Source organism: Mycolicibacterium sp. MU0050 (genome assembly GCF_963378085.1).
GTDB classification, from domain to species: Bacteria; Actinomycetota; Actinomycetes; order Mycobacteriales; family Mycobacteriaceae; genus Mycobacterium; species Mycobacterium wendilense.
Genome location: NZ_OY726395.1, coordinates 3,978,271 through 4,002,063, shown reverse-complemented (window position 1 = coordinate 4,002,063; position 23,793 = coordinate 3,978,271). Strand labels below are relative to the sequence as shown.

Here is a 23,793-nt window from a genome sequence, read left to right as displayed (position 1 = left end):
CGTTACGGCCCGTGGGCGGTTCGCAATTCGCGGGTGCGGCGGTGGCCGAGCAGGTGCCGCTGGCGCCGCTGACCACCTTGCGTGTGGGACCGGTCGCCCGCCGGCTCATCACGGCCGTGAGCACCGAGCAGATCGTCGCCGCGCTCGGCGAACTCCGCGGCCAGGCGGTGCTGTTACTCGCCGGCGGATCCAACGTGGTGCTGGCCGGTGACCGCGAGGATCTGACCGTGCTGCAGATCGCCTCCAGCGGCATCGTCGTCGACGGCAACCTGGTGCGCGCCGAGGCCGGGGCCCTCTGGGACGACGTCGTGGTCGTGTCGTTGGCCGCCGGTCTGGGCGGGCTGGAGTGCCTGTCCGGCATCCCCGGCTCGGCGGGCGCCACCCCGGTGCAGAACGTCGGCGCCTACGGCGCCGAGGTCGCCGACACCCTCACGCGGGTGCGGCTGCTCGACCGGCGGACCGGGCAGGTGTCCTGGGTGGGGCCCGAGGCGCTGCGATTCGGCTATCGCACCAGCATCCTCAAGCACGGGCCGGACGCCGCGAACTTCGTGGTGCTCGAGGTCGAATTTGCGCTCGATGCCGCCGGCCGCAGCGCACCGCTGCGCTACGGCGAACTGGCCAAGACCCTCGGCGCCGACGCCGGTGACCGGGTCGAGCCGGCGCGGGTCCGCGAGGCCGTGCTGGGCCTGCGCCGCGGTAAGGGCATGGTGCTCGACGCGGCCGATCACGACACCTGGAGTGTCGGTTCGTTTTTCACCAATCCGGTGGTCAGCCCCGCGACGTTCGAGGCCGTCGCGGCGCGCGCGGACGGACCGGTCCCGCATTACCCGGCCGGCGCGGAGGTCAAGCTGGCCGCCGGGTGGCTGGTGGAGGCCGCGGGCTTCGGCAAGGGTTTCCCCGGCGAGGACGCGCCGGCGCGGCTGTCCACCAAGCATGCGCTGGCGCTGACCAACCGCGGCGGCGCCACGGGGGACGACATCGTCGCGCTGGCGCGCCGGGTGCGCGACGGCGTCCTCGATGCGTTCGGGATCCGGCTCGAGCCCGAGCCCGTCATCATCGGCGCGGTGATCTGACCGGGGCCGCCGGCGTCCGTATCCTTTTCCACTGTGAGGCCCGCGCGCGACATCGCGCCACCGACGTCGGTCACGCGACGCCGGGCGATCGGCGTGCTGGCGCTGGGCGTGGCTGCACCCGGCGCGCTGGCCGCCTGCCTGCGGGGCTCGGGCGATCAGGCGGGACCGCCGCCGGCCCCGGAGATCGATTTCACCCCGGCCGACGCGGCCACCGGCGTGCTGCCCACCGATCCGGTGCGGGTAGCGGTCCGTTACGGCCGGCTGCAGCGATTGGTGCTGCGCAATCCGGACGGCAAGGTGGTGGCCGGTCAGATGGACCGCGAGCGCACCGCGTTCGTGATCACGGAGCCGCTCGGCTACGACACGACCTATACCTGGGACGGCGCGGTGGTGGGCGCCGATGGGCAGGCGGTACCGGTCGCCGGCAGCTTCGGAACGCTGCGCCCGGTCCGGGTGGTCAGCGGACAGTTCCAACTGACCGACGGCCAGACCGTCGGCGTCGCGGCCCCGATCATCCTGCAGTTCGACGCGCCGATCAGCGACAAGGCGGCCGTCGAACGGGCCCTGCGGGTCACCACCGAGCCGCCGGTCGAGGGCAGCTGGGCGTGGTTGCCGGACGAGGCCGAGGGCGCCCGCGTGCATTGGCGCAGCCGGGAATACTTCCCCGCCGGAACCACGGTGCACGTGGCCGCGCCGCTGTACGGCGTGCACTTGGGCGACGGCGCCTACGGGGCGGCGGACTCGACGCTGGACTTCACGATCGGCCGCCGCCAGGTGGTCCGCGCCGACGCGGCCAGCCACCGGATCCAGGTGCTCACCGACGCGGGCGTCAGCATGGACTTCCCGTGCAGCTACGGCGAGGGCGACGTGGACCGCAACGTCACCCGCAGCGGCATCCACGTGGTCACCGAGAAGTACGAGGACTTCTACATGACCAACCCGGCCGCCGGCTACGCCAACCTGCGGGAACGATTCGCCGTGCGGATCTCCAACAACGGCGAGTTCATCCACGCGAATCCGGCGAGCCTGGGCGCCCAGGGCAACGCGAACGTCACCAACGGGTGCATCAACCTCTCGCTCGAGGACGCCGAGCAGTACTTCCATTCGGCGATCTACGGCGACCCGGTGGAGGTCACCGGGACCCGCATCGAGCTGTCCCACGCCGACGGCGACATCTGGGACTGGGCGGTGGACTGGCCGGACTGGCAGGCGATGTCCGCGCTCACGGCGCCGGGCGGCGGTTGAACCGACCGTTGGGAGCCTGGTCGCGGGGGCGGATCACGATCTGATCCAGGTTGACGTGGGAGGGCCGGTCGGCGACGAAACCGATCACCTCGGCGACGTCCCGCGCGACCAGGGGGGTGATGCCCGCGTACACCGCGTCGGCGCGCTGCTCGTCGCCGTCGAAGCGGACCAGGGAGAATTCGGTTTCCACCGCGCCGGGCGCAATCTCGGTGAGCCGCACCGGTTTTCCGAGTAGTTCGCCGCGCAGGGTGCGGTGCAGGGCACCCTGACCGTGCTTGGCGGCGGTGTAGCCGGAGCCGCCGTCGTAGGTCTCGAAGGCAGCGATCGAGGTGACGGTGACAATCAGGCCGTCGCCGGATGCGACCAGCTGGTCGAGCAACGCGCGGGTGACCCGCAGCGTGCCCAGCACGTTGGTCTCCCACATCCAGCGCCAGTGCTCCAGGTCGGCGTCGGCGACCGGAGCCAGCCCCTTGGCGCCGCCGGCGTTGTTGACCAGCACCGACAGCTGTCCCGGAAGCCGCCGCACCGCGTCGGCCAACGCCGCCACCGAAGCGTCGTCAGTGACGTCCGTCACTGCCGCGGTGCCGCCGATCTCGGCGGCCAGCGCCTCGACGCGGTCCCTTCGCCGGGCAGCGACGACCACATGGAAGCCAAGGGCGGCAAGTACTTTCGCGGTCTCTTCGCCGATGCCGGAGCTGGCCCCGGTGACAACAGCGATCTTCTGGACCCCGTCGCGAGAATCGGTCATCGTGCCAACTCTAGTGACCGTGCCAACCTCGGCGGGTGTGTTAAATTTCGCTTCGTGTCCAACCGGTTCCCGGGAACAGCCCGCGCTCCGCACGCCATGACGTGCGGGGCGTTGTCCTGTTGTTGTCCCGGTGATCCCCGCGCCTGACAAGTCCTGACTTCCGTCGGGTTGGCGCGGGTTCCTCGACGCCCCAACCGAACCGGACCCTTAGGACAAACCCATCGTGCGTACCACCCTCGCCCCCGTTTCTCAGCTCCATCCGCTGCGCTCGCGGCATCAGGTCGTCCCGCCGGCGCTGCGGATCGCCGACGGCGCCGCCGCGGCCGTCTTCGCCGCCGTCCGGCTGCGCGGCCCGGTGGCCCGCGACGCCATTGCCGGCAGCACCAAGCTCTCGATCGCCACGGTGAACCGCCAGGTCACCGCCCTGCTGGAGGCCGGCCTGCTGCGCGAGCGCGCGGATCTGGCCACCTCGGGGGCCATCGGTCGCCCACGGGTGCCGGTCGAGGTCAATCACGAGCCCTACCTGACCGTCGGCGTGCACATCGGCGCGAAGACCACCAGCATCGTGGCCACCGACCTGTTCGGCCGCACGCTGGATGCGGTCGAGACCCCGACGCCGCGCGGCGCCCAGGGGTCCGCCCTGGCGGCGCTGGCCGCCAGCGTGCAGCGCTACCTCAGCCGCTGGCATCGCCGTCAGACCCTGTGGATCGGTGTCGCCACCGGCGGCACCGTGGACAGCGCCCGTGGCGTGGTCGATCACCCGCGGCTGGGCTGGAATCAGGCCCCGGCGGGGCCGGTGCTGGCCGACACGCTGGGTCTGCCGGTGTCGGTGGCCGCCCACGTCGACGCGATGGCCGCGGCCGAACTGCTGCTCGGGGTGCGCCGCCTCAACGCGCCGGCGACCAGCCTGTACGTCTACGCCCGGGAGACCGTGGGCTACGCGCTGATCATCGACGGCCGGGTGCACAGTCCCAGCAGCGGACCCGGCACCATTGCCAACCTGCCCGCGCATTCGGAATTGCTGGGCGGCACAGGAGTTTTGGAGACCACGGTCAGCGACGAGGCCGTGGTGGCCGCCGCCCGAAGGTCGGGCATCCTCGCCGGGCCGGGGTCGCAGGTCGCGACCGTGGCCGCGGTGGTGACCGCCGCGCGGCGCGGCAACGAGGCCGCCCAGCGGCTGCTGGCCGAACGGGCGCGGGTGCTCGGCGAGGCCGTGGCGTTGCTGCGGGATCTGCTGAACCCCGACGACCTCGTCGTCGGCGGGCAGGCATTCACCGAATACTCCGAAACCATCACCGGGGTCGTGGGCGCGTACGCCCAGAAGTCGGTGCTGGCGCCGCGCGAGGTCCGGATCACCGCCTTCGGCAACCGGGTGCAGGAGGTCGGCGCCGGCGTGGTGTCCCTCGGCGCGCTCTACGCCGACCCGCTGGGCGCGCTGCGGCGGGCCACCCGCGCTTACCTGGGGTGCGGTCGCCTGGTGTAAGGATGAGGTGTGCGCGTCGCAGTGTTGTCGGTCCATACCTCGCCGCTGGCCCAGCCGGGAACCGGTGATGCCGGGGGGATGAACGTCTACGTCCTGCAGACCGCATTGCACCTGGCGCAGCGCGGGGTGGAGGTCGAGATCTTCACCCGGGCGACGTCGTCGGCGGACGCGCCGGTGGTGCCGGTGGCCCCCGGGGTGGTGGTCCGCAACGTGGTCGCCGGCCCCTTCGAGGGGCTCGACAAGTACGACCTGCCCACGCAGCTGTGCGCGTTCACCGCCGGGGTGCTGCGCGCCGAGGCCACTCATGAACCCGGCTACTACGACATCGTCCACTCGCATTATTGGCTGTCCGGTCAGGTCGGCTGGCTGGCCCGGGACCGCTGGGCGGTGCCACTGGTGCACACCGCGCACACCCTGGCCGCCGTCAAGAACGCGGCGCTGGCGGAGGGGGACTCGCCCGAGCCGGCCTTGCGGGCGGTCGGGGAGCAGCAGGTGGTCGACGAGGCCGACCGGCTCATCGTCAACACCGAAGACGAAGCACGCCAACTGGTTTCGCTGCACCGCGCGGATCCCGGCCGGATCGACATCGTCCATCCGGGCGTGGATCTGCAGACCTTCACCCCTGGAGATCGCCGCGCGGCGCGGGCCGCGCTCGGCTTGCCCGACGAACCGACGATCGCCTTCGTGGGCCGCATCCAGCCGCTCAAGGCCCCCGACGTGCTGCTCCGCGCGGCGGCCAAGCTGCCCGGGGTGCGTGTCGTGGTGGCCGGCGGCCCGTCGGGCAGTGGCCTGGCCGCCCCGGACGGCCTGATGCGCCTGGCCGACGAGTTGGGCATCTGCGACCGGGTGACCTTCCTGCCGCCGCAGACGCGCGCGAACCTGGTCAACGTCTATCGCGCCGCCGACCTGGTGGCGGTTCCGAGCTATTCGGAGTCCTTCGGCCTGGTGGCGGTGGAGGCCCAGGCCTGCGGCACGCCGGTGGTGGCGGCCGCCGTGGGGGGCCTGCCGGTGGCGGTTCGCGACGGGCAGACCGGCAGGTTGGTGGACAACCACGATCCAGACCGCTGGGCGGGCGCGCTCGGGGAGATGCTGCAGCACGCGGACCTGGCCGCCATGGGCGCGGCCGCGGTGGCGCACGCCTCGACCTTCTCCTGGGATCACACCGTCGACGCGCTGCTGGGCGCCTACCGCCGGGCGATCACCGACTATGACCTGGTCCATCACCGCAGCGCGCGGGAAACCATTGGGGCACAGTCGCTCCGGCGGACCCGGCGTTGGACACGAAGGCGAGGGGTGCGGGCATGAGCGAGGTGCAGCAGCTCATCGAGGCGGCGCTCGACGAGCGCGAGTTGGTCTACACCCGCCACGCCGGCGCGCACGGCGGGCTGCCGGGCCTGGTGGTCCAACTGCCCGGCGAGCGCAAACTCACCACCAACACCATCCTGAGCATCGGCGAGCACTCGGTGCGGGTCGAGGCCTTCGTCTGCCGCAGGCCCGACGAGAACTTCGAGGCCGTCTACCGGTACCTGCTCAAACGCAACAACCGGCTCTATGGGGTGTCCTACACCCTGGACAACGTCGGTGACATCTATCTGGTCGGCCGGATGGCGCTGGAACTGGTCACCGCCGACGAGATCGACCGGATCCTGGGGCAGGTGCTCGAAGCCGTCGACTCCGACTTCAACATGTTGCTGGAGTTGGGTTTTCGCTCGTCCATCCAAAAGGAGTGGGCGTGGCGGGTGGCTCGCGGGGAGTCGTTGAAGAACCTCTCGGCGTTCCAGCACCTCATCGACGAATAGGGCATGAGAAGATTCCGGACATGTCTGACTCCACATTGGTGCTGCTCCGGCACGGCCAGAGCGAATGGAATGCGCTGAACCTGTTCACCGGCTGGGTCGACGTCGACCTGACCGACCTGGGCCGCGCCGAAGCGGTCCGCGGCGGCGAGTTGATGGCCGAGCAGGGGCTGCTGCCCGATGTGCTCTACACCTCGCTGATGCGGCGCGCCATCACCACCGCGCACCTGGCGCTGGACGCCGCGGACCGGCTGTGGATCCCGGTGCACCGGGATTGGCGACTCAACGAGCGCCACTACGGCGCGCTGCAGGGACTGGACAAGGCCGAGACCAAGGCCAAGTACGGCGAAGAGCAGTTCATGGCGTGGCGACGCAGCTACGACACCCCGCCGCCGCCCATCGAGAAGGGCAGCGAGTTCAGTCAGGACGCCGACCCGCGCTACGCCGACATCGGCGGCGGGCCGCTGACCGAATGCCTGGCCGACGTGGTCGCGCGGTTCGTGCCCTACTTCACCGAAACCATCGTGCCGGACCTCAAGGCCGGCAAGACCGTCCTGATCGCCGCGCACGGCAACTCGCTGCGTGCGCTGGTGAAGTACCTGGACGGCATGAGCGACGAGGACGTGGTGGGGCTGAACATCCCGACCGGCATCCCGCTGCGCTACGACCTCGATGAGAACCTGAAGCCGAAGGTGCCCGGCGGCACTTACCTAGACCCGGAGGCGGCCGCCGCGGGTGCCGCGGCGGTTGCCAGCCAGGGCGCCAAGTAGGTCCGGCGGGCAAACGTCAGATGAACTCGGGTGAACGGCACCCGAACTCCTGGCTGGCGGACTGTGACTTGTCTCGTTTTGGCCGCTTGCTGCTGGGATGACGTTCACTGACCTGCGTACGATCTTCGCGTGAGTGTGGTGTCGGCACTGGCCCTGGCTGGGGTAGTGGCCGCGGTGGCTCTCGCCGCAGGGGTCGCCGTCGGCGGCTGGGTCTGGCCGCGGCTGGTCGGCCGCCGGCAGCGCAAGGCCGCCGAACTGGCGGGGTACGCCATCGCGCAGATGCTCAAGCACATCGTGGAGCTCGCTCCGCAGGGCATCGTCGTGGTGGACCGCTACCGCAACGTGGTGTTCATCAACGAGCGCGCCCAGCACGGCGAGCTGGGGCCGGTGCACGACGGCCTGCTCGACGACCGGGCCTGGCGGGCTGTGCAGCGCACCCTGGCCACCGGTGAGGACACCGAGGTCGACCTGTCCCCGCGCCGGCGCAGCGCCGTCAGCCGGCCGGGCATGGCCATCCGGGGCCATGTCCGCCGCCTCGCCGACGACAGCAAGTTCGCGGTGATCTTCGTCGACGACCAGTCCGAGCAGGCCCGGATGGAAGCCACCCGGCGCGATTTCGTCGCCAACGTCAGCCACGAGCTCAAGACCCCGGTGGGTGCCATGGGCGTACTGGCCGAGGCGCTCCTGGAGTCCGCCGACGACCCACAGACCGTGCGCCGGTTCGGCGAGCAGGTCCTCGGCGAGTCGAAACGGCTGGCGAACATGGTCGGCGAGCTGATCGAGCTGTCCCGGTTGCAGGGCGCCGAGAAGCTGCCGACGTTCGACATGGTCGACATCGATGCCACTGTGTCCGAGGCGATCTCGCGCTACAAGGTGGCCGCCGACAACGCCGACATCACCATCACCACCGACGACCCGGGGGGCTTCAAGGCGGTGGGCAATCAGCCGCTGCTCGTGACCGCGGTGGCCAACCTGATCTCCAACGCCATCGCGTACTCCCCGCAGGGTTCCACGGTGTCGATCAGCCGCCGTCGCCGCGGCGACAACGTGGAGATCGCCGTCACCGACCGCGGGATCGGGATCGCCCCCAGCGATCAGGAGCGGGTCTTCGAACGGTTCTTCCGGGTGGACAAGGCGCGCTCCCGCGCGACGGGTGGGACCGGCCTGGGATTGGCCATCGTCAAGCACGTCGCGGCCAACCACAACGGGTCGATCCGATTGTGGAGCAAGGCCGGCACCGGATCGACGTTCACGTTGTCGGTGCCGGCGCACCGGGACGCCGAAGGGTTGGTTGATGAGTAAGACAGTCACGAAGAGAGGACCGTTGTAGCGATGACCAGTGTGCTGATCGTTGAGGACGAGGAGTCGCTGGCCGATCCCTTGGCGTTCTTGCTGCGCAAGGAGGGGTTCGAGGCCACCGTGGTGACCGACGGGCCGAGCGCGTTGGCCGAGTTCGAGCGCTCGGGTGCCGACATCGTGCTGCTGGATCTGATGCTGCCCGGGATGAGCGGCACCGACGTGTGCAAGCAGTTGCGGCTGCGCTCCAGCGTGCCGGTGATCATGGTGACCGCACGGGACAGCGAGATCGACAAGGTCGTCGGGCTCGAACTGGGCGCCGACGACTACGTGACCAAGCCGTATTCGGCGCGCGAGTTGATCGCCCGCATCCGGGCCGTGCTGCGCCGTGGCGGCGAGGTCGACGACGTCGCCGCCGACGACGGGGTGCTCGAGGCCGGCCCGGTCCGGATGGACGTCGAACGCCACGTGGTGAGCGTCAACGGAGACCCGATCACGTTGCCGCTCAAGGAGTTCGACCTGCTGGAATATCTGATGCGCAACAGCGGGCGGGTGTTGACCCGCGGCCAGTTGATCGACCGGGTCTGGGGCGCCGACTACGTCGGCGACACCAAGACCCTCGACGTGCACGTCAAACGACTGCGGTCCAAGATCGAGCCCAACCCCGCGAACCCGGTGCTGCTGGTGACCGTCCGCGGGCTGGGCTACAAGCTGGAGGGCTGAGTCAGCCGGCGGCGCGGGTGGCCGGATGCACGGCGATGAGCCCCAGCCCGCTGCGCCGCCGGCACATGGCGGCCAGTTCGGCGTAGGCCTTCTCGCCCAGCAGTTCGGTCAGCTCCGGCGCATAGGACTCGTAGACGGGCCGGGCGCCGACGTGCGCGGCCGGGTCGCCGGTGCAATACCAGTGCAGATCGGCGCCGCCGGAGCCCCAACCGCGGCGGTCGTACTCGGTGATCGTGGTCTTGAGGATCTCCGAATCATCCGGCCGGGTGACCCACTCCTGAGTGCGCCGGATCGGCAGCTGCCAGCACACCTCGGGCTTCATGGTCAGCGGTTCGACGCCGATCTTGAGCGCCTTGCTGTGCAGGGCGCACCCGATGCCGCCGGCGAAGCCGGGCCGGTTCAGGAAGATGCAGGCGCCCTTGTACTTGCGGGTGCGCCAGTTGGGTTCGCCCTCGTACTCGTCGAGTTCGAGGTAGCCCTTGCGGCCCAGCCCCTTCTCCCGGAACTGCCAGTCCTCGTCGGTCAGCTGCCCGACGGCGTCATCGAGGCGGGCGCGGTCGTCGTCGTCGGAGAGGAAGGCGCCGTGTGAGCAGCACCCGTCGTCCGGCCGACCCTCGACGGTGCCCTGGCACGCCGGGGTCCCGAACACGCACGTCCAGCGCGACAGCAGCCAGGTCAGGTCGGCGGCGATCAGATGCTCGTCGTTGTCGGGGTCGAAGAACTCGACCCACTCGCGCGGGAAGTCCAGTTCGACCTCGCCGGGATGCACACCGTCTACCACCCCGCCAACGGTAGACGACTGCGCGCCACCCGGCCGGATCGCTATGCTTCCGGGATTGGCACCAGCAGCCGGTGGTCTCAGAAAACTCATAGCGTTGATCTCTAGGATGACCACGGCTGATCGTGCAGAACTGGAAGGAGTCAGCGCCGAGCGCTCACCGCGAGAACGTGGCGGGCGCACCGGTGTCAAGAGACGATGACTGGACCAGACAACGGGCAGACCGGTACCCGCCCGATCTCGGTGGCCGAGCTGCTCGCCAAGAACGGCACCATCGGCGCGCCGCCGGTCGGCGGTCGCCGTCGCCGACGCCGCGGCAACAGCGACGCGGTGACCGTCGCCGAACTCACCGGCGAGATCCCGGTGGTGCGCACCGGTGAGCTGCCCGTCGTCACCGAGGAGACCCCGGCCGCCGAGACCCCGACCGCCGAAGCTGAGCCGGAGCTCCGGGAGCCGCTGCAGCCGTCGGCGGAGCCGCTGCCGCGGCGCGGCCCGATGACGGCGCCGGAACGCAGCCACTACCCGCGCCCGGCCCGCAAGCGTGATCGCTCCGGGGCCGAACTGATGAGCCCGGACCCCATCGACAGCGACGCCGCCGACGCCGAGCTCGCGGTGGATCTGGCCGAGTCCACTCCCGACGAACTGGGCCTCGGCGACGCGTCGTACCTGCGCTCCAGCGACGACGCGCTGTTCGGCGGCGACAGCGTGGCCGACGACGCCGCCCGCCGCCGCGGCGGCGGCGCGGCGCGCGGACTCAGCGACCTCGGCGAGTTGGACGACCTCACCGCCGACGAGGTCGAGGCCCTCGACGAGACCGGGGACGAGCGCGCCGAGGACGAAGCCGGCGACGCTGCCGTCGACGACGCCCCGTTGACCCGCGGCCAGCAGGTCATGCGCGGCGCCGTTGTCGCGCTGCAGTCGATCGCCGCCGTCGCGTTCGGCGGCGGGCTGTTCATCGCGTTCGATCAGCTGTGGAAGTGGAACAGCCTGGTCGCGCTGGTGTTGGGCGTGCTGGTGATCCTGGGCCTGGTGGTCGGGGTGCGGATCGTGCGCAAGACCGAGGACATCGGCAGCACGCTGACGGCCGTGGCCGTCGGGGCCCTGGTGACCTTCGGCCCGCTTGCCCTGCTGCAGGCCAGCTAGCGCCGCGAGTCGTGCGTCCCGCGATCAAGGTAGGTCTGTCGACCGCCTCGGTGTACCCGCTGCGGACCGAGGCGGCCTTCGACTACGCCGCCCGGTTGGGCTACGACGGCGTGGAGCTCATGGTGTGGGCCGAACCGGTCAGCCAGTCCGTGGAAGATGTCGCGGAACTCTCGCGCCGCTACGACGTGCCGGTGCTGTCCGTGCACGCGCCGTGCCTGCTCATCTCGCAGCGGGTGTGGGGGCCCAACCCGATCAGCAAGCTCGACCGCAGTGTGCGGGCCGCCGAGGAGCTGGGCGCCCAGACCGTGGTGGTGCACCCACCGTTCCGGTGGCAGCGCCGCTACGCCGAGGGGTTCAGCGCGCAGGTCGCCGAGCTCGAAGCCAACAGTGACATCCTGGTGGCCGTGGAGAACATGTTCCCGTTCCGGGCCGACCGGATTTTCGGGGCCGGGCAATCGTCGATCGAGCGGATGCGCAAGCGCGGGGGCAGCCCCGGCGTGGGGATCTCGGCGTTCGCGCCGTCCTACGACCCGCTGGACGGCGGCCACGCCCATTACACGCTGGACCTGTCGCACACCGCGACCGCCGGCACCGACGCCGTCGACATGGCCCGGCGGATGGGTGACGGCCTGGTGCACCTGCACCTGTGCGACGGCAACGGTGCCGCGGCCGACGAGCACCTGGTGCCCGGCCGGGGCACCCAGCCCACGGTGGAGGTGTGCCAGATGCTGGCCGGCAGCGATTTCAGCGGCCACGTGATTCTGGAGGTCACCACGTCGGCGGCGCGCACCGAAGCCGAGCGTGAGGCGTTGCTCACCGAGTCGCTCGATTTCGCCCGCACCCACCTGCTGCGATGACGGGCCCAGCGAGCTTCGCGCGGGCGATGACGCTCACCGCGGCCGACCCCGTCGACGCCGACGGTGCGGCCGACGCGGTGTTCACCGCCGAGCTCAACCTGCACTGGACCATCGGCCCGAAGATCCACGGCGGTGTGATGCTGGCGCTGTGCGCCAAGGCGGCCGGCCTGGCCATCACCGGCGGCGAGACCGGGTTCGCGCCCGTCGCGGTGTCCGCCAGCTACCTGTCGGCGCCGGACCCGGGGTCGGTGCGGTTGGTGGCCCGGGTGCGCAAGCGGGGCCGCCGGGTCAGCCTCGTCGACGTGGAGCTGATCCAGGGGCAGCGGGTGGCCGTGCGTACCTCGGTCACCCTGGCCGAGCCCGAACACGATGCGGCGCCGCTGCTGGCGGCCAACCCGGTGCCGGCGCAGATGCCGCCGGAACCACCGGCCGGGATCGAGGCGATCGGGCCGGGGCACCCGCTGGCCGAGATCAACCACTTGGCCGCCGGTTGTGACATCCGGCCGGACATGTCGCAGCTGTGGACACCGACGCCCGGGCAGGCGCCGGTGACCCGGCTGTGGGTGCGGCCCCGGACCGAGGTGCCCGATGTGTTGTTCGCGCTGATGTGCGGGGACATTTCGATGCCGGTGACCTTCGCCGTCGGCCGCACCGGCTGGGCGCCCACCATCCAACTCACCGCCTACCTGCGCGGCCTGCCCGCCGACGGTTGGCTGCGGATCCTGTGCACCACGACGCAGATCGGCCAGGACTGGTTCGACGAGGACCATCTGGTGGTGGACAGCACCGGCCGGATCGTGGTGCAGACACGTCAGCTCGCGATGGTGCCCGCTCCCTGAGCAGGCCCCGGGGCGGATATAGGGTTTGCGTCCATGGCCAGAATCGCGATCATCGGCGGCGGCGGTATGGGTGAGGCCCTGTTGGCCGGACTGCTGCGGTCCGGTCGACAGGTCAAGGACCTCGTCGTCGCAGAGCGCATGCCGGAGCGCGCCAAGTACCTCGCCGACACCTACTCGGTGCAGGTGGCTTCCGTGGTGGACGCCGCCGAGCACGCCAACTACGTGGTGGTCGCGGTCAAGCCCGGCGACGTCGAGCAGATCCTCGAGGAGGTCGCCGAGGCCGCCGCCAAGGCCGAGGCCGACAGCGCCGAGCAGGTCTTCGTCAGCGTCGCCGCCGGGGTCACCACCGGCCTGTTCGAGGCCAAGCTGCCGGCGGGGTCGCCGGTGGTCCGGGTGATGCCCAATACGCCCGCGCTGGTGGGCGCCGGCGTCAGCGCGTTGGCGCCGGGCCGGTTCGTGACCCCGGAACAACTCAAGGGCGTCTCCGAGCTGTTCGACTGCGTCGGCGGGGTGTTGACGGTCGCCGAGAGTCAGATGGACGCGGTGACGGCGGTGTCGGGCTCCGGGCCCGCGTACTTCTTCCTCATGGTCGAGGCGATGGTCGACGCGGGGGTCGCCGCGGGCCTGAGCCGGCCGGTCGCAACCGATCTGGTGGTGCAGACCATGGCGGGCTCGGCGGCGATGTTGCTGGACCGTCTGGACAAGGCCCGGCGGGACGCCGCGGACGGCGTGGCGGCGGTCCCGGTCGACACCACTGCGGCGCAGCTCCGCGCGACCGTGACCTCGCCCGGCGGGACCACCGCGGCGGGTCTGCGGGAGCTCGAGCGGGGAGGTTTGCGGGCGACCGTCGCCGAGGCGGTGCTGGCCGCAAAAACCCGCTCTGAGCAGTTAGGAATCACATCAGAGTAATTCACCAATTTTGGATGGATTACCCCACACCCGTCGCAGTAACCCCACCTGCCCCGCTATTCTCCTGGGTGTATGCACGCGTTCGTTCCAGCGGAGGGGAAGCCGCTGGAGCCGGCCGTGCCTGATTGATTGGGTTGCGATGACGTCTATGAACGGGCCATCGGCTCGGGATTCGGTTAGTGCGAAGCGGGAAGCTGGAAATTCCGGATCCGCGGACGGGCAGCCGGCCAAGGCGCAGTTTCTGACTGTGGCCGAGGTGGCCGGGCTCATGCGGGTCAGCAAGATGACGGTCTACCGCCTGGTGCACAACGGCGAACTGCCGGCCGTGCGCGTGGGTCGATCGTTCCGGGTGCACGCCAAGGCGGTGCACGACCTGTTGGAGACCTCGTACTTCGACGCGGGCTGACCCCGTTTCGTCAGATCCGGCCCACTTCGGTAAGGTGGCCGGGTTAAGTCGTGTCGAGGCATCGGTAGGTAGCGGAGTACATGGGTTCAGTCATCAAGAAGCGGCGTAAGCGTATGTCGAAGAAGAAGCACCGCAAGCTGCTTCGCCGCACCCGCGTGCAGCGCAGAAAACTCGGCAAGTAGGCGACCGCGTTCGTCCGCCGGCATGCTGCGGGCCGTTCCGGCCGGTAGCCTGACGAAATGGAGTCGGACGAAACCGGGAGCCCCGCGCATCCCAGGGTCGTTCTGGTCACGGGAGCCTGTCGTTTTCTCGGCGGGTTCCTGACGGCGAGACTGGCCGCCAATCCGGACATCGAGCGTGTGATCGCCGTCGATGCGGTAACGCCCAGCAAGGACTTGTTGCGGCGAATGGGACGCGCCGAGTTCGTCCGGGCCGACATTCGCAATCCGTTCATCGCCAAGGTGATTCGCAATGGCGACGTGGACACCGTGGTGCATGCCGCGGCCGCGTCGTACACCCCGCGCAGCGGGGGGCGGGCCACGCTCAAGGAACTGAACGTGATGGGCGCGATGCAGCTGTTCGCCGCGTGTCAGAAGGCTCCGACCGTCCGCGCCGTGGTGCTCAAGTCGACCTCGGAGGTGTACGGGTCGAGCGCGTTCGATCCGGTGATGTTCACCGAGGACACCACCAGCCGACGTCCGCTGGGGGAGGGCTTCGCCCGCGACAGCATGGACATCGAGGGGTATGCCCGCGGCCTCGGACGCCGTCGTCCCGACATCTCCGTGTCCATCCTGCGCCTGGCCAACATGATCGGCCCGGCGATGGACACCCAGCTGTCGCGGTACCTGGCGGGGCCGGTGGTGCCGACGACGGTCGGCCGGGACGCGCGGTTGCAGCTGTTGCACGAACAGGACGCGCTCGGGGCCCTGGAACGCGCCACGATCGCCGGACGGGCGGGCACCTTCAACATCGGCGCGAAGGGCGTCATCATGATGTCGCAGGCCGTTCGCCGGGCCGGCCGGGTGGCGTTGCCGCTGCCGTCGGTGGGGGTCCGGGTGGTCGACTCGTTGCTGAAGGCCACCGGCGGCAGCGAGATCAATCGCGACCAACTTCGCTACATGACCTACGGGCGCGTGATGGACACCACCCGGATGCGGACGGTGCTGGGCTTCGAGCCCAAGTGGACCACGCTGGAGGCGTTCGACGACTACGTCCGCGGCCGTGGATTGACTCCGATTATCGATCCGCGATGGGTACTCTCGACGGAGAAACGCGCGGTGGCACTGGCGCAGCGGTGGGGGAATTGACGATCTTGTATTTCGGGCGGGGAGAAGGTATTCAGCGTGGCGGGTGATTCCAAGGCGAAAGTCATTCCACTGCACCGCAATTCAAGACGGGCCGAGGCTGCACTTCGGCACCCGTCGTTGCTCGCGGACACCGGCACCCGCGCCACCGCCGAGGAACTCGCCGCAGTGGTACGCGACATCGACGCCCACCGGGCCGGCGGCGCGGCGAGCGACGAGCCCAAGGTGCCCAACGAGCTGGCCCAGAAGATCGCCGGCATCGCCGAGTTCGCGCGCAAACGCCTCACCGGCGACTACGTGGTCGACGAGTTCGGCTTCGATCAGCATCTCAACGAGGCCATGTTCCTGCCGTTGCTGCGGATGCTCTTCCGGTCGTGGTTCCGGGTCGAGGTCAGTGGGGTGGAGAACCTGCCGACCGAGGGCGCGGGGCTGGTGGTGGCCAACCACGCCGGGGTGCTGCCGTTCGACGGCCTGATGCTGTCGGTGGCGGTGCACGACCACCACGCCACCCACCGGGACCTCCGGCTGTTGGCCGCCGACATGGTCTTCGACATGCCGGTGCTGGGGCACGCGGCCCGCAAGGCGGGCCACACCATGGCCTGCACCGCAGATGCGCACCGGCTACTGGACAGCGGCGAGCTGACGGCGGTGTTCCCCGAGGGCTACAAGGGGCTGGGCAAGCACTTCAAGGACCGCTACAAGCTGCAGCGGTTCGGCCGGGGCGGATTCGTCTCCGCGGCGTTGCGGACCAAGGCGCCCATCATCCCGTGCTCGATCGTCGGCTCCGAGGAGATCTACCCGATGATCGCCGACGTCAAGCTCCTGGCGCGGCTGTTGGGGCTGCCGTACTTCCCGGTGACCCCGCTGTTCCCGCTCGCCGGGCCGGCCGGGTTGGTGCCGTTGCCGTCCAAGTGGCACATCGCGTTCGGAACCCCGATCCCCACCGCCGACTACGACGAGTCGGCCGCCGAGGATCCGATGGTCACCTTCGAGCTGACCGACCACGTCCGCGAGACCATCCAGCACACGCTGTACCAGTTGCTGGCCAACCGCCGGAACATGTTCCTGGGCTGACCCCGACGCTAGAGGCCCAGGCGGGCGGCGATCGCGGCCACCTGCTCGTTGGCCTCGGAGTCGCTGGCCTCGCCGATCATGGTGACGACGCTGGTGATCACCGGCTCGCCGTTGCCGTCGGTGACCTCGGCGCGAACCTCGGCGATCACCGTGCCGTGGGACTCCAGCACCGAATCCAGGTAGGAGTCGAAGTACAGCTCGTCGCCGACGGTCAGCGGGCGGTGGAACTTGAACTTCTGGTCCCGGTGGATCACCCGGGCGATGTTGATCCCCACGTCGAACTTCTGGAACATCTCGAGCTGGACGCGGCGCCCGGCCACCGCGATGAACGTCAGCGGCGCGACCACTTGCGCGTAGCCGAGCTCTGCGGCCGCGGCTTCGTCGTGGTGCGCCGGGTGGTCGTCGAGGACGGCATGGGCGTATTCGCGGATCTTCTCCCGCCCCACGACAAACTTGTCCGGGTAGCGGTAGTGCGTCCCGATGATCTCTTCGGCGATGGCCATGGGTACTGATGCGTCCTTGCTGTGGGAGTTTTCAGACGTGGTTAGCGGCGCAGCCTATCAACCCGGCGGCCGCGCTCAGTTGTCCTGGCGGCGCGAGGCGATGGCGGCCAGCGCCCCGCCGGCGGCGCCCAGGGCCAGCGCCGACGGCACCCCGATCCGGGCCGCCTTGCGCGCCGTGCGGTAGTCCCGGATCTCCCAACCCCGCTTGCGGGCCAGGTCACGCAGCTCGGAATCGGGGTTGATGGCCACCGCCGTGCCCACCAGCGTCAGCATCGGGACGTCGTTGTAGCTGTCCGAGTAGGCCGTGCACCGGCGCAGGTTGAGGCCCTCCCGGATGGCCAGCGCGCGCACCGCGTGCGCCTTGCCCGGGCCGTGCAGGATCTCGCCGACCAGCCGGCCGGTGAACACGCCGTCGACGGACTCGGCGACGGTGCCCAGGGCGCCGGTCAGGCCCAACCGGTCGGCGATGATCGCGGCCAGCTCGTAGGGGGTCGCGGTGACCAACCACACCTGTTGGCCGGCGTCGAGGTGCATCTGCGCCAGATCGCGGGTACCGGGCCAGATCTTGTCGGCGATGATCTCGTCGTAGATCTCCTCGCCCACCGCGGAGAGTTCCGCGGTGGTGCGGCCCTCGATGAACGACAGCGCCTTGCGTTTGCCCTCGGCGACGTCGTCGCTGTTCTCCCGGCCGGTGAGCTGGAATTTGGCCTGCGCGTAGATGAAACCGAGCACATCGCGGTAGGTGAAGTACTTGCGGGCGGCGAGCCCGCGCGCAAAGTGCACCAGGGAGGACCCGTGCACCATGGTGTTGTCGACGTCGAAGAACGCCGCCGCGGTCAGATCGGCAGGGGGCGGTTGCGGCACCGCGGAGTCGTCGGCCCCGTCGTCGGAGCGAGGTTCTGCCGAATCTGTCACGGACACCCCCTGTACTTCGAGTACTTGCCCAGTCACCCTATCCAAGTGCCAGAATGCTGCGGATGAGCGCCGCGCAGGTCAGCCTGCTGGTCCGGTCCGGGTGTCAGATCTGCCACCGCCTCGGTGAACAACTGGCGGTGCTGGCCGCCGAGTTGGATTTCGAACTGAGCACCGTCGACGTCGACGAGGCCGCCGCGGCCGGTGACAAGACATTGCGCGCCGAGTACGGCGACCGGCTCCCGGTGGTGCTGCTCGACGGCGTCGAGCACAGCTACTGGGAGGTCGACGAACCGCGGCTGCGCCGCGACCTGGCCGCGCGCGGTGACGCACGGTGACGGCGCTGGTTGGACCTGATAATTTGGTTAGTTCGCAGGTGGACGGCTACGGTTGTAGCCAGAATGAGCTGAATTTTCTTCACCTGATAGCGGCAAGGGAGCGTGCTGGGTGGGTGCTCGGATGGTGACTGAGGCGGTGCTGTGAGCGTCCTGCTTTTCGGGGTGTCGCACCGCAGTGCGCCGGTCCCCGTACTGGAGCAATTGTCGACGGACGAGGCCGACCAGGCCAAGATTATCGACCGGATCCTCGAGTCGTCGTTGGTGTCCGAGGCGATGGTGCTCTCGACCTGCAACCGGGTCGAGGTGTACGCGGTGGTCGAGGCCTTCCACGGCGGCCTGTCCGCGATCGGCCAGGTGCTCGCCGACCATTCCGGCATGCCGATGGGTGACCTCACCAAGTACGCCTACGTCCGGTACGCCGAAGCCGCCGTCGAGCATCTGTTCTCGGTGGCCTCCGGCCTGGATTCGGCCGTCATCGGCGAACAGCAGGTCCTGGGCCAGGTGCGGCGCGCCTACGCCGCCGCCGAGGCCAACAGCAGCGTGGGTCGCACGCTGCACGAGCTTTCCCAGCGCGCCCTGTCGGTGGGCAAGCGGGTGCACTCCGAAACCGGGATCGACGCCGCGGGCGCCTCGGTGGTGTCGGTGGCGCTCGGCATGGCCGAGTCCCGCTTGAGCGGCCTGGCCGGCCGCACGGCCGCGGTGGTCGGCGCGGGTTCGATGGGCGCCCTCTCGGGTGCGCACCTGGTCCGCGCCGGCATCAGTTCCGTGCACGTGGTGAACCGCTCGGTCCCGCGCGCCCAGCGGCTGGCGGCCAACCTGCGGGAGCAGGGCGTGCAGGCCACCGCCATGAGCCTCGACGAGCTGCCCGCCGCGCTGGTGGACGTCGACGTGGTGATCAGCAGCACCGGTGCGGTGCGGCCCGTGGTGTCGCTGGCCGACATGCACAACGCGCTCGCGCAGCGCAACGGCGGCGGGAGCGACCCGCGTCCGCTGGTGGTCTGCGACCTGGGGATGCCCCGCGACGTGGACCCCGCCGTCAGCGGCCTGCCGGGCGTCTGGGTCGTCGACATGGACCGCATCCAGCGGGAGCCCTCGGCGCGGGCGGCCGCCGCCGACGCCGAGGCCGCGCGCACCATCGTCGCTACCGAGCTCGCGACCTATCTGGCCGGTCAGCGCATGGCCGAGGTCACCCCGACCGTGACGGCGCTGCGCCGACGCGCCGCCGACGTCGTGGAGGCGGAGCTGCTGCGGCTGGACAACCGGCTGCCGAGCCTGGACACGGCCCACCGCGACGAGGTGGCACGCACCGTGCGGCGGGTGGTCGACAAGCTGTTGCACGCACCCACCGTGCGGGTCAAACAGCTCGCGAGTGCGCCCGGCGGCGACAGCTACGCCGAGGCGCTGCGGGAACTGTTCGAACTCGACCCCACTACCGTCGACGCCGTTGCCACCGCAAGTGAATTGCCTTTGGTGACAACGGATTTCGACTCCATGACCGAACCGCCCGAGTAGCTTGGAAGTACCTCGAAAACACATTCGCAGCCCTCGCAGACCAACGTGATTCGGATCGGAACCCGCGGTAGCCTGCTTGCCACCACGCAGGCCGGCACCATCCGGGACGCTCTGATCGAACGCGGACACGCCGCCGAACTGGTGATCATCGCCACCGACGGGGACCTCTCCTCGGCCCCCATCGCCGAGATCGGCGTCGGGGTCTTCACCGCCGCCCTCCGGGAGGCGATCGCCGACGGCCGCGTCGACGCCGCCGTGCACTCCTACAAGGACATCCCCACGGCATACGACCCCCGATTCCAGATCCCGGCCACCCCGCGCCGGGAAGACCCGCGAGACGCGCTGGTGGCGCGCGACGGCATGGTGCTGGGCGAGTTGCCCCCGGGCTCGACCATCGGCACGTCGTCCGTGCGCAGGGGGGCACAGCTTAGAGCACTGGGTCTCGGTTTGGAAATCCGCCCCCTACGAGGCAACCTAGATACCAGGTTGAACAGGGTAAGCAGCGGCGAACTCGACGCCATCGTGGTGGCCCGGGCGGGACTGTCCCGAATCGGACGCCTCGATGCAGTCACCGAGACGCTGGATCCGGTACAGATGTTGCCGGCGCCGGCTCAGGGGGCACTGGCGATCGAGTGCCGTGCCGGTGATACCGCGCTCGCGAGCGTGTTGGCGGAGTTGAACGACGTCGACACACACGCGGCAATCACCGCAGAGCGTGTCCTGCTCGCCGAAATGGAGGCGGGTTGTTCCGCACCGGTCGGCGCGATCGCGGAAGTGGTCGAGTCGATCGATGAGGACGGCAACGTCTTCAACGAACTGTCGCTGCGCGGCTGCGTGGCGGCGGTGGACGGATCCGACGTGATCCGCGCGTCCGGTATCGGGCCTGCCGATCGGGCACGGGAGCTGGGGCTCTCGGTGACCGAGGAGTTATTCGAGCTGGGTGCGCGCGAACTGTTGGGTCACTGACGGCCACGAAGCCTGGAAGGGCAGGAGTTTGCAGATGACTAGGCGCAAGCCGAAGCCGGGGCGCATCATTTTCGTCGGCTCGGGTCCGGGTGATCCGGGCCTGCTGACGACGCGGGCCCGCGCGGTGTTGGTCAACGCCGCACTGGTCTTCACCGACCCCGACGTGCCGGATGCGGTGCTGTCGGTGGTGGGGTTGGAGTTGCCGCCGGCGGTGGGGCCCGCTCCGGCTCCGGAGCCGAAGGGGGCTCCCGAGAAGAACGGGCAGGCGCCGGCCAAGGACGACGCCGCGTCGCCGGTGGTGAAGATCGGACCGGACATCCGGCCCGCGCTGGGTGACCCGGTCGAGGTGGCCAAGACGCTGATCAGCGAGGCCAAGACCGGCGTGGACGTGGTCCGGATGGTCGCCGGCGACCCGTTGTCGGTCGACTCGGTGCTGGCCGAGGTCAACGCCGTCGCCAAGGCGCAGATGGTCTTCGAGATCATCCCCGGCCTGCCCGCGTCCACCGCGGTGCCGACGTACGCCGGACTGCCGCTGGGCTCGTCGCACACCGTCGCCGACGTGCGGGCCCCCGAGGTCGACTGGGCCGCGCTGGCCGCGGCGCCGGGCCCGCTGATCCTGCACGCCACCCCGCAGCACCTGGCGGACTCGGCGCGCACGCTGATCGAATTCGGCCTCGCCGAGAACACCCCCTGCGTGGTGACCGCGCAGGGCACCACGTGCGCGCAGCGCAGCGTGGAGACCGTGCTGTCGGGGCTGACCGACCGGGCCGCCATCGGCGGGACCGACCCGGCCGGCCCGCTGACCGGGCCGCTGGTGGTCACCATCGGTCGCACCGTGGCGCACCGGGCGAAGCTGAACTGGTGGGAGAGCCGGGCGCTGTACGGCTGGACCGTGCTGGTGCCGCGCACCAAGGAGCAGGCCCCCGAGATGAGCGACCGGCTGGTCACCCACGGGGCCACCCCCGTCGAGGTGCCGACCATCGCCGTCGAACCGCCGCGCAGCCCCGCGCAGATGGAACGCGCCGTCAAGGGCCTGGTGGACGGCCGCTACCAGTGGGTGGTGTTCACCTCCACCAACGCCGTGCGCGCCGTCTGGGAGAAGTTCGCCGAGTTCGGTCTGGACGCTCGCGCGTTCTCCGGCGTCAAGATCGCCTGCGTCGGAGAGGCCACCGCGGACCGGGTGCGCGCGTTCGGCATCAGCCCCGAGCTGGTGCCGTCGGGCGAGCAGTCCTCGCTGGGTCTGCTCGAGGACTTCCCGCCCTACGACGAGGTTTTCGACCCCGTGAACCGGGTGTTGTTGCCGCGCGCCGACATTGCCACCGAAACGCTGGCCGAGGGCCTGCGGGAGCGCGGCTGGGAGATCGAGGACGTCACGGCCTACCGCACGGTGCGCGCCGCGCCGCCGCCGGCGCAGACCCGCGAGCAGATCAAGACCGGCGGCTTCGACGCGGTCTGCTTCACCTCCAGCTCGACGGTGCGCAACCTGGTCGGTATCGCCGGAAAGCCGCACGCGCGCACCATTGTTGCGTGCATCGGGCCCAAGACCGCAGAGACGGCAACGGAGTTCGGGCTGCGGGTGGACGTGCAGCCCGAGACCGCCGCGGTCGGACCGCTGGTCGAGGCGTTGGCCGAGCACGCCGCCCGGCTGCGCGCCGAGGGTGCGCTGCCGCCGCCGCGCAAGAAGAGCCGTCGGCGCTAGGGCGCCCGCCAGGGACACCGCATGAGCTATCCCCGGGTGCGCCCGCGTCGACTGCGGTCGACGCCGGCGCTGCGCCGTCTGGTTGCCGAGACCTCGCTGGAGCCAAGGCATCTGGTGTTGCCGATGTTCGTCGCGGACGGCATCGACGCACCGCGGCCGATCGCCTCGATGCCCGGGGTGGTGCAGCACACCAGGGACTCCCTGCGGGCGGCGGCCGCCGCCGCGGTGGAGGCCGGCGTCGGGGGGCTGATGCTGTTCGGGGTGCCGCGTGACGAGGACAAGGACGCCGCCGGATCGGCCGGTCTCGACCCGAACGGCGTCCTGAACGTGGCGCTGCGGGACCTGGCGGCCGACCTCGGCGACGCCACGGTGCTCATGGCCGACACCTGTCTCGACGAGTTCACCGACCACGGGCACTGCGGTGTCTTGGACGAGACGGGCCGGGTCGACAACGACGCCACCAATGCCCAGTACGTGAAACTCGCTGTGGCGCAGGCGGAATCGGGGGCGCACGTGGTGGGCCCCAGTGGGATGATGGACGGGCAGGTGGCCGCCATCCGCGACGGCCTCGACGCCGCCGGACACTCCGATGTCGTCATCCTGGCGTACGCGGCCAAGTTCGCCTCGGCGTTCTACGGCCCGTTCCGAGAAGCCGTGGGCTCCAGCCTGTCCGGCGACCGTCGCACCTATCAGCAGAACGCCGGCAACGGCCGCGAGGCGCTGCACGAGATCGAACTGGACATCGCCGAGGGCGCGGACATGGTGATGGTGAAGCCCGCCATGGCCTACCTGGACGTGGTGGCCGCGGCGGCCGAGGTGTCGCCGGTGCCGGTGGCGGCCTATCAGGTGTCCGGCGAGTACGCCATGATCTCCGCGGCCGCCGCCAACGGTTGGGTGGACGGTCCGGCCGCAGCCCTTGAGTCGCTGGTCAGCATCCGGCGCGCCGGCGCCGACGTCGTGTTGACGTACTGGGCGGCCGACGCCGCCGGCTGGCTGGCGTGACCGAACCGGACGGCCCGACCCGGCCCGAGGATGTCGACACCGCCTTCTGGCTGTGGGTCGTCGCGCTGCCGCTGCTGGTCACCGGCTTTCTCACCGATGTGGTGACCGCGCCGACGGGAGTGCCGGTGGTCATCGCCTTCGCGGTGTACCTGGTGATCATTGTGGTCGCGGTGGTGATCACGTTCCTGGTGCTGATGCGGGCCGGGTATCGCTGGGCCCGCACCGTGCTCACCGCCGGTGGGCTGAGCTCCATCATGTACGTCGCGGTGAATCTCTTCGTCACGGAACGTTCGGAGATCGCCGCTCTGGTCTACGCGGTGACCGGGATCTTCGGTGCGGTGCTCACCGCGGGCGGGATCTATCTGTTGCATCGCCGCGACTCGCACGCCTACTTCACGCGGTGAGCCCCGCGCTAGG

The 23,793-nt window shown here is 70.2% G+C and carries 26 protein-coding genes; 22 read left to right on the top strand and 4 right to left on the bottom strand.

The window, feature by feature from the left end; translation table 11 throughout:
* Positions 1 to 11: 11 nt before the first annotated feature.
* Positions 12 to 1,073, top strand: a complete 1,062-nt coding sequence (locus R2K23_RS19155) for a UDP-N-acetylmuramate dehydrogenase (protein WP_316511774.1) — start codon at positions 12 to 14, stop codon at positions 1,071 to 1,073.
* 33 nt (positions 1,074 to 1,106) lie between these two features.
* On the top strand, positions 1,107 to 2,318 hold the full coding sequence (locus tag R2K23_RS19150; protein WP_316511772.1) for a L,D-transpeptidase: 1,212 nt from the start codon (positions 1,107 to 1,109) through the stop codon (positions 2,316 to 2,318).
* On the opposite strand, the gene R2K23_RS19145 is transcribed toward R2K23_RS19150, so the two are convergent.
* Entirely contained in the window at positions 2,296 to 3,066 is a 771-nt protein-coding gene (locus R2K23_RS19145) for an SDR family oxidoreductase (RefSeq protein WP_316511771.1), read from the bottom strand. The genes R2K23_RS19150 and R2K23_RS19145 overlap by 23 nt on opposite strands.
* 220 nt (positions 3,067 to 3,286) lie before the next feature.
* Here R2K23_RS19145 and R2K23_RS19140 point away from each other — a divergent pair, with 220 nt between their 5' ends.
* From R2K23_RS19140 to regX, 6 genes are all read left to right on the top strand, one after another.
* Positions 3,287 to 4,549, top strand: a complete 1,263-nt coding sequence (locus tag R2K23_RS19140) for an ROK family transcriptional regulator (protein ID WP_316517415.1) — start codon at positions 3,287 to 3,289, stop codon at positions 4,547 to 4,549.
* A 9-nt stretch (positions 4,550 to 4,558) separates the two neighbouring features.
* Positions 4,559 to 5,854: a D-inositol-3-phosphate glycosyltransferase gene (mshA, locus tag R2K23_RS19135; protein WP_316511769.1), complete on the top strand. Its 1,296-nt coding sequence runs from the start codon at positions 4,559 to 4,561 to the stop codon at positions 5,852 to 5,854.
* Entirely contained in the window at positions 5,851 to 6,348 is a 498-nt protein-coding gene (locus R2K23_RS19130; RefSeq protein WP_316511767.1) for a type III secretion system chaperone family protein, read from the top strand. The genes mshA and R2K23_RS19130 overlap by 4 nt, the downstream gene beginning before the upstream one ends.
* A 20-nt stretch (positions 6,349 to 6,368) precedes the next feature.
* Entirely contained in the window at positions 6,369 to 7,115 is a 747-nt protein-coding gene (locus tag R2K23_RS19125; protein ID WP_316511766.1) for a phosphoglyceromutase, read from the top strand.
* Between the two features lie 129 nt (positions 7,116 to 7,244).
* Complete coding sequence (locus R2K23_RS19120; protein ID WP_316511764.1) at positions 7,245 to 8,417, top strand: sensor histidine kinase; 1,173 nt, start codon at positions 7,245 to 7,247, stop codon at positions 8,415 to 8,417.
* Positions 8,418 to 8,447: 30 nt separating this feature from the next.
* A complete protein-coding gene (regX, locus tag R2K23_RS19115) occupies positions 8,448 to 9,134 on the top strand; it encodes a two-component sensory transduction protein RegX (RefSeq protein ID WP_316511762.1) in 687 nt (228 codons plus the stop codon).
* Position 9,135: 1 nt separating this feature from the next.
* Here regX and R2K23_RS19110 read toward each other — a convergent pair whose 3' ends face one another.
* Complete coding sequence (locus R2K23_RS19110; protein ID WP_465270709.1) at positions 9,136 to 9,903, bottom strand: DUF3109 family protein; 768 nt, start codon at positions 9,901 to 9,903, stop codon at positions 9,136 to 9,138.
* Positions 9,904 to 10,110: 207 nt separating this feature from the next.
* Between R2K23_RS19110 and R2K23_RS19105 the strand changes: the two genes are divergently transcribed.
* The 8 genes from R2K23_RS19105 to R2K23_RS19070 all read left to right on the top strand — a co-directional run bounded on the left by R2K23_RS19105 (position 10,111) and on the right by R2K23_RS19070 (position 16,444).
* Positions 10,111 to 11,055 carry a hypothetical protein gene (locus tag R2K23_RS19105; protein ID WP_316511758.1) on the top strand — a complete coding sequence of 315 codons (945 nt, stop codon included), beginning with the start codon at positions 10,111 to 10,113 and terminating at the stop codon, positions 11,053 to 11,055.
* Between the two features lie 11 nt (positions 11,056 to 11,066).
* Complete coding sequence (locus R2K23_RS19100; protein WP_316511756.1) at positions 11,067 to 11,912, top strand: sugar phosphate isomerase/epimerase family protein; 846 nt, start codon at positions 11,067 to 11,069, stop codon at positions 11,910 to 11,912.
* Positions 11,909 to 12,751 (top strand): thioesterase family protein, encoded by an 843-nt coding sequence (locus R2K23_RS19095; RefSeq protein WP_396892366.1) that lies wholly within the window; start codon positions 11,909 to 11,911, stop codon positions 12,749 to 12,751. Before R2K23_RS19100 ends, R2K23_RS19095 begins: the two co-directional genes overlap by 4 nt.
* Before the next feature lie 33 nt (positions 12,752 to 12,784).
* Positions 12,785 to 13,660 (top strand): pyrroline-5-carboxylate reductase, encoded by an 876-nt coding sequence (gene proC / locus R2K23_RS19090; RefSeq protein ID WP_316511755.1) that lies wholly within the window; start codon positions 12,785 to 12,787, stop codon positions 13,658 to 13,660.
* A gap of 139 nt (positions 13,661 to 13,799) precedes the next feature.
* A complete protein-coding gene (locus tag R2K23_RS19085; RefSeq protein ID WP_316511754.1) occupies positions 13,800 to 14,066 on the top strand; it encodes a helix-turn-helix domain-containing protein in 267 nt (88 codons plus the stop codon).
* A gap of 80 nt (positions 14,067 to 14,146) precedes the next feature.
* Complete coding sequence (locus R2K23_RS19080; protein WP_003402602.1) at positions 14,147 to 14,248, top strand: 30S ribosomal protein bS22; 102 nt, start codon at positions 14,147 to 14,149, stop codon at positions 14,246 to 14,248.
* Between the two features lie 57 nt (positions 14,249 to 14,305).
* On the top strand, positions 14,306 to 15,373 hold the full coding sequence (locus tag R2K23_RS19075) for an SDR family oxidoreductase (RefSeq protein ID WP_316511752.1): 1,068 nt from the start codon (positions 14,306 to 14,308) through the stop codon (positions 15,371 to 15,373).
* 36 nt (positions 15,374 to 15,409) lie between these two features.
* A complete protein-coding gene (locus tag R2K23_RS19070; protein ID WP_316511751.1) occupies positions 15,410 to 16,444 on the top strand; it encodes a lysophospholipid acyltransferase family protein in 1,035 nt (344 codons plus the stop codon).
* Positions 16,445 to 16,452: 8 nt separating this feature from the next.
* Here R2K23_RS19070 and R2K23_RS19065 read toward each other — a convergent pair whose 3' ends face one another.
* Together R2K23_RS19065 and R2K23_RS19060 are read right to left on the bottom strand one after the other, a co-directional pair.
* A complete protein-coding gene (locus R2K23_RS19065; RefSeq protein WP_316511750.1) occupies positions 16,453 to 16,947 on the bottom strand; it encodes an FAS1-like dehydratase domain-containing protein in 495 nt (164 codons plus the stop codon).
* A 75-nt stretch (positions 16,948 to 17,022) separates the two neighbouring features.
* Positions 17,023 to 17,862 (bottom strand): HAD family hydrolase, encoded by an 840-nt coding sequence (locus R2K23_RS19060; RefSeq protein ID WP_396892363.1) that lies wholly within the window; start codon positions 17,860 to 17,862, stop codon positions 17,023 to 17,025.
* Positions 17,863 to 17,924: 62 nt separating this feature from the next.
* Between R2K23_RS19060 and R2K23_RS19055 the strand changes: the two genes are divergently transcribed.
* The 6 genes from R2K23_RS19055 (at position 17,925) to R2K23_RS19030 (ending at position 23,780) form a co-directional block, all read left to right on the top strand.
* The gene (locus tag R2K23_RS19055; RefSeq protein ID WP_316511749.1) at positions 17,925 to 18,197 is read left to right on the top strand and encodes a glutaredoxin family protein; all 273 of its coding nucleotides are present in this window, start codon (positions 17,925 to 17,927) and stop codon (positions 18,195 to 18,197) included.
* A 141-nt stretch (positions 18,198 to 18,338) separates the two neighbouring features.
* A complete protein-coding gene (locus tag R2K23_RS19050) occupies positions 18,339 to 19,709 on the top strand; it encodes a glutamyl-tRNA reductase (RefSeq protein WP_316511748.1) in 1,371 nt (456 codons plus the stop codon).
* Between the two features lie 45 nt (positions 19,710 to 19,754).
* Positions 19,755 to 20,675, top strand: a complete 921-nt coding sequence (hemC, locus tag R2K23_RS19045) for a hydroxymethylbilane synthase (RefSeq protein WP_316511747.1) — start codon at positions 19,755 to 19,757, stop codon at positions 20,673 to 20,675.
* Positions 20,676 to 20,709: 34 nt separating this feature from the next.
* Entirely contained in the window at positions 20,710 to 22,374 is a 1,665-nt protein-coding gene (locus R2K23_RS19040; protein ID WP_316511746.1) for a bifunctional uroporphyrinogen-III C-methyltransferase/uroporphyrinogen-III synthase, read from the top strand.
* 21 nt (positions 22,375 to 22,395) lie between these two features.
* The gene (gene hemB / locus R2K23_RS19035; protein WP_316511745.1) at positions 22,396 to 23,376 is read left to right on the top strand and encodes a porphobilinogen synthase; all 981 of its coding nucleotides are present in this window, start codon (positions 22,396 to 22,398) and stop codon (positions 23,374 to 23,376) included.
* Positions 23,373 to 23,780, top strand: a complete 408-nt coding sequence (locus R2K23_RS19030) for a hypothetical protein (RefSeq protein ID WP_316511743.1) — start codon at positions 23,373 to 23,375, stop codon at positions 23,778 to 23,780. Before hemB ends, R2K23_RS19030 begins: the two co-directional genes overlap by 4 nt.
* Positions 23,781 to 23,793 lie beyond the last annotated feature (13 nt).

Excerpts from the sequence above, each read along its gene's own strand:
- regX (WP_316511762.1), top strand. The coding sequence starts at position 8,448 with ATGACCAGTGTGCTGATCGTTGAGGACGAGGAGTCGCTGGCCGATCCC.
- R2K23_RS19075 (WP_316511752.1), top strand. The coding sequence starts at position 14,306 with ATGGAGTCGGACGAAACCGGGAGCCCCGCGCATCCCAGGGTCGTTCTG.
- R2K23_RS19065 (WP_316511750.1), bottom strand. The coding sequence starts at position 16,947 with ATGGCCATCGCCGAAGAGATCATCGGGACGCACTACCGCTACCCGGAC.
- R2K23_RS19130 (WP_316511767.1), top strand. The coding sequence starts at position 5,851 with ATGAGCGAGGTGCAGCAGCTCATCGAGGCGGCGCTCGACGAGCGCGAG.
- proC (WP_316511755.1), top strand. The coding sequence starts at position 12,785 with ATGGCCAGAATCGCGATCATCGGCGGCGGCGGTATGGGTGAGGCCCTG.
- R2K23_RS19080 (WP_003402602.1), top strand. The coding sequence starts at position 14,147 with ATGGGTTCAGTCATCAAGAAGCGGCGTAAGCGTATGTCGAAGAAGAAG.
- R2K23_RS19125 (WP_316511766.1), top strand. The coding sequence starts at position 6,369 with ATGTCTGACTCCACATTGGTGCTGCTCCGGCACGGCCAGAGCGAATGG.
- R2K23_RS19145 (WP_316511771.1), bottom strand. The coding sequence starts at position 3,066 with ATGACCGATTCTCGCGACGGGGTCCAGAAGATCGCTGTTGTCACCGGG.
- R2K23_RS19040 (WP_316511746.1), top strand. The coding sequence starts at position 20,710 with ATGACTAGGCGCAAGCCGAAGCCGGGGCGCATCATTTTCGTCGGCTCG.
- R2K23_RS19105 (WP_316511758.1), top strand. The coding sequence starts at position 10,111 with ATGACTGGACCAGACAACGGGCAGACCGGTACCCGCCCGATCTCGGTG.
- hemB (WP_316511745.1), top strand. The coding sequence starts at position 22,396 with ATGAGCTATCCCCGGGTGCGCCCGCGTCGACTGCGGTCGACGCCGGCG.
- R2K23_RS19095 (WP_396892366.1), top strand. The coding sequence starts at position 11,909 with ATGACGGGCCCAGCGAGCTTCGCGCGGGCGATGACGCTCACCGCGGCC.
- R2K23_RS19085 (WP_316511754.1), top strand. The coding sequence starts at position 13,800 with ATGACGTCTATGAACGGGCCATCGGCTCGGGATTCGGTTAGTGCGAAG.
- R2K23_RS19055 (WP_316511749.1), top strand. The coding sequence starts at position 17,925 with ATGAGCGCCGCGCAGGTCAGCCTGCTGGTCCGGTCCGGGTGTCAGATC.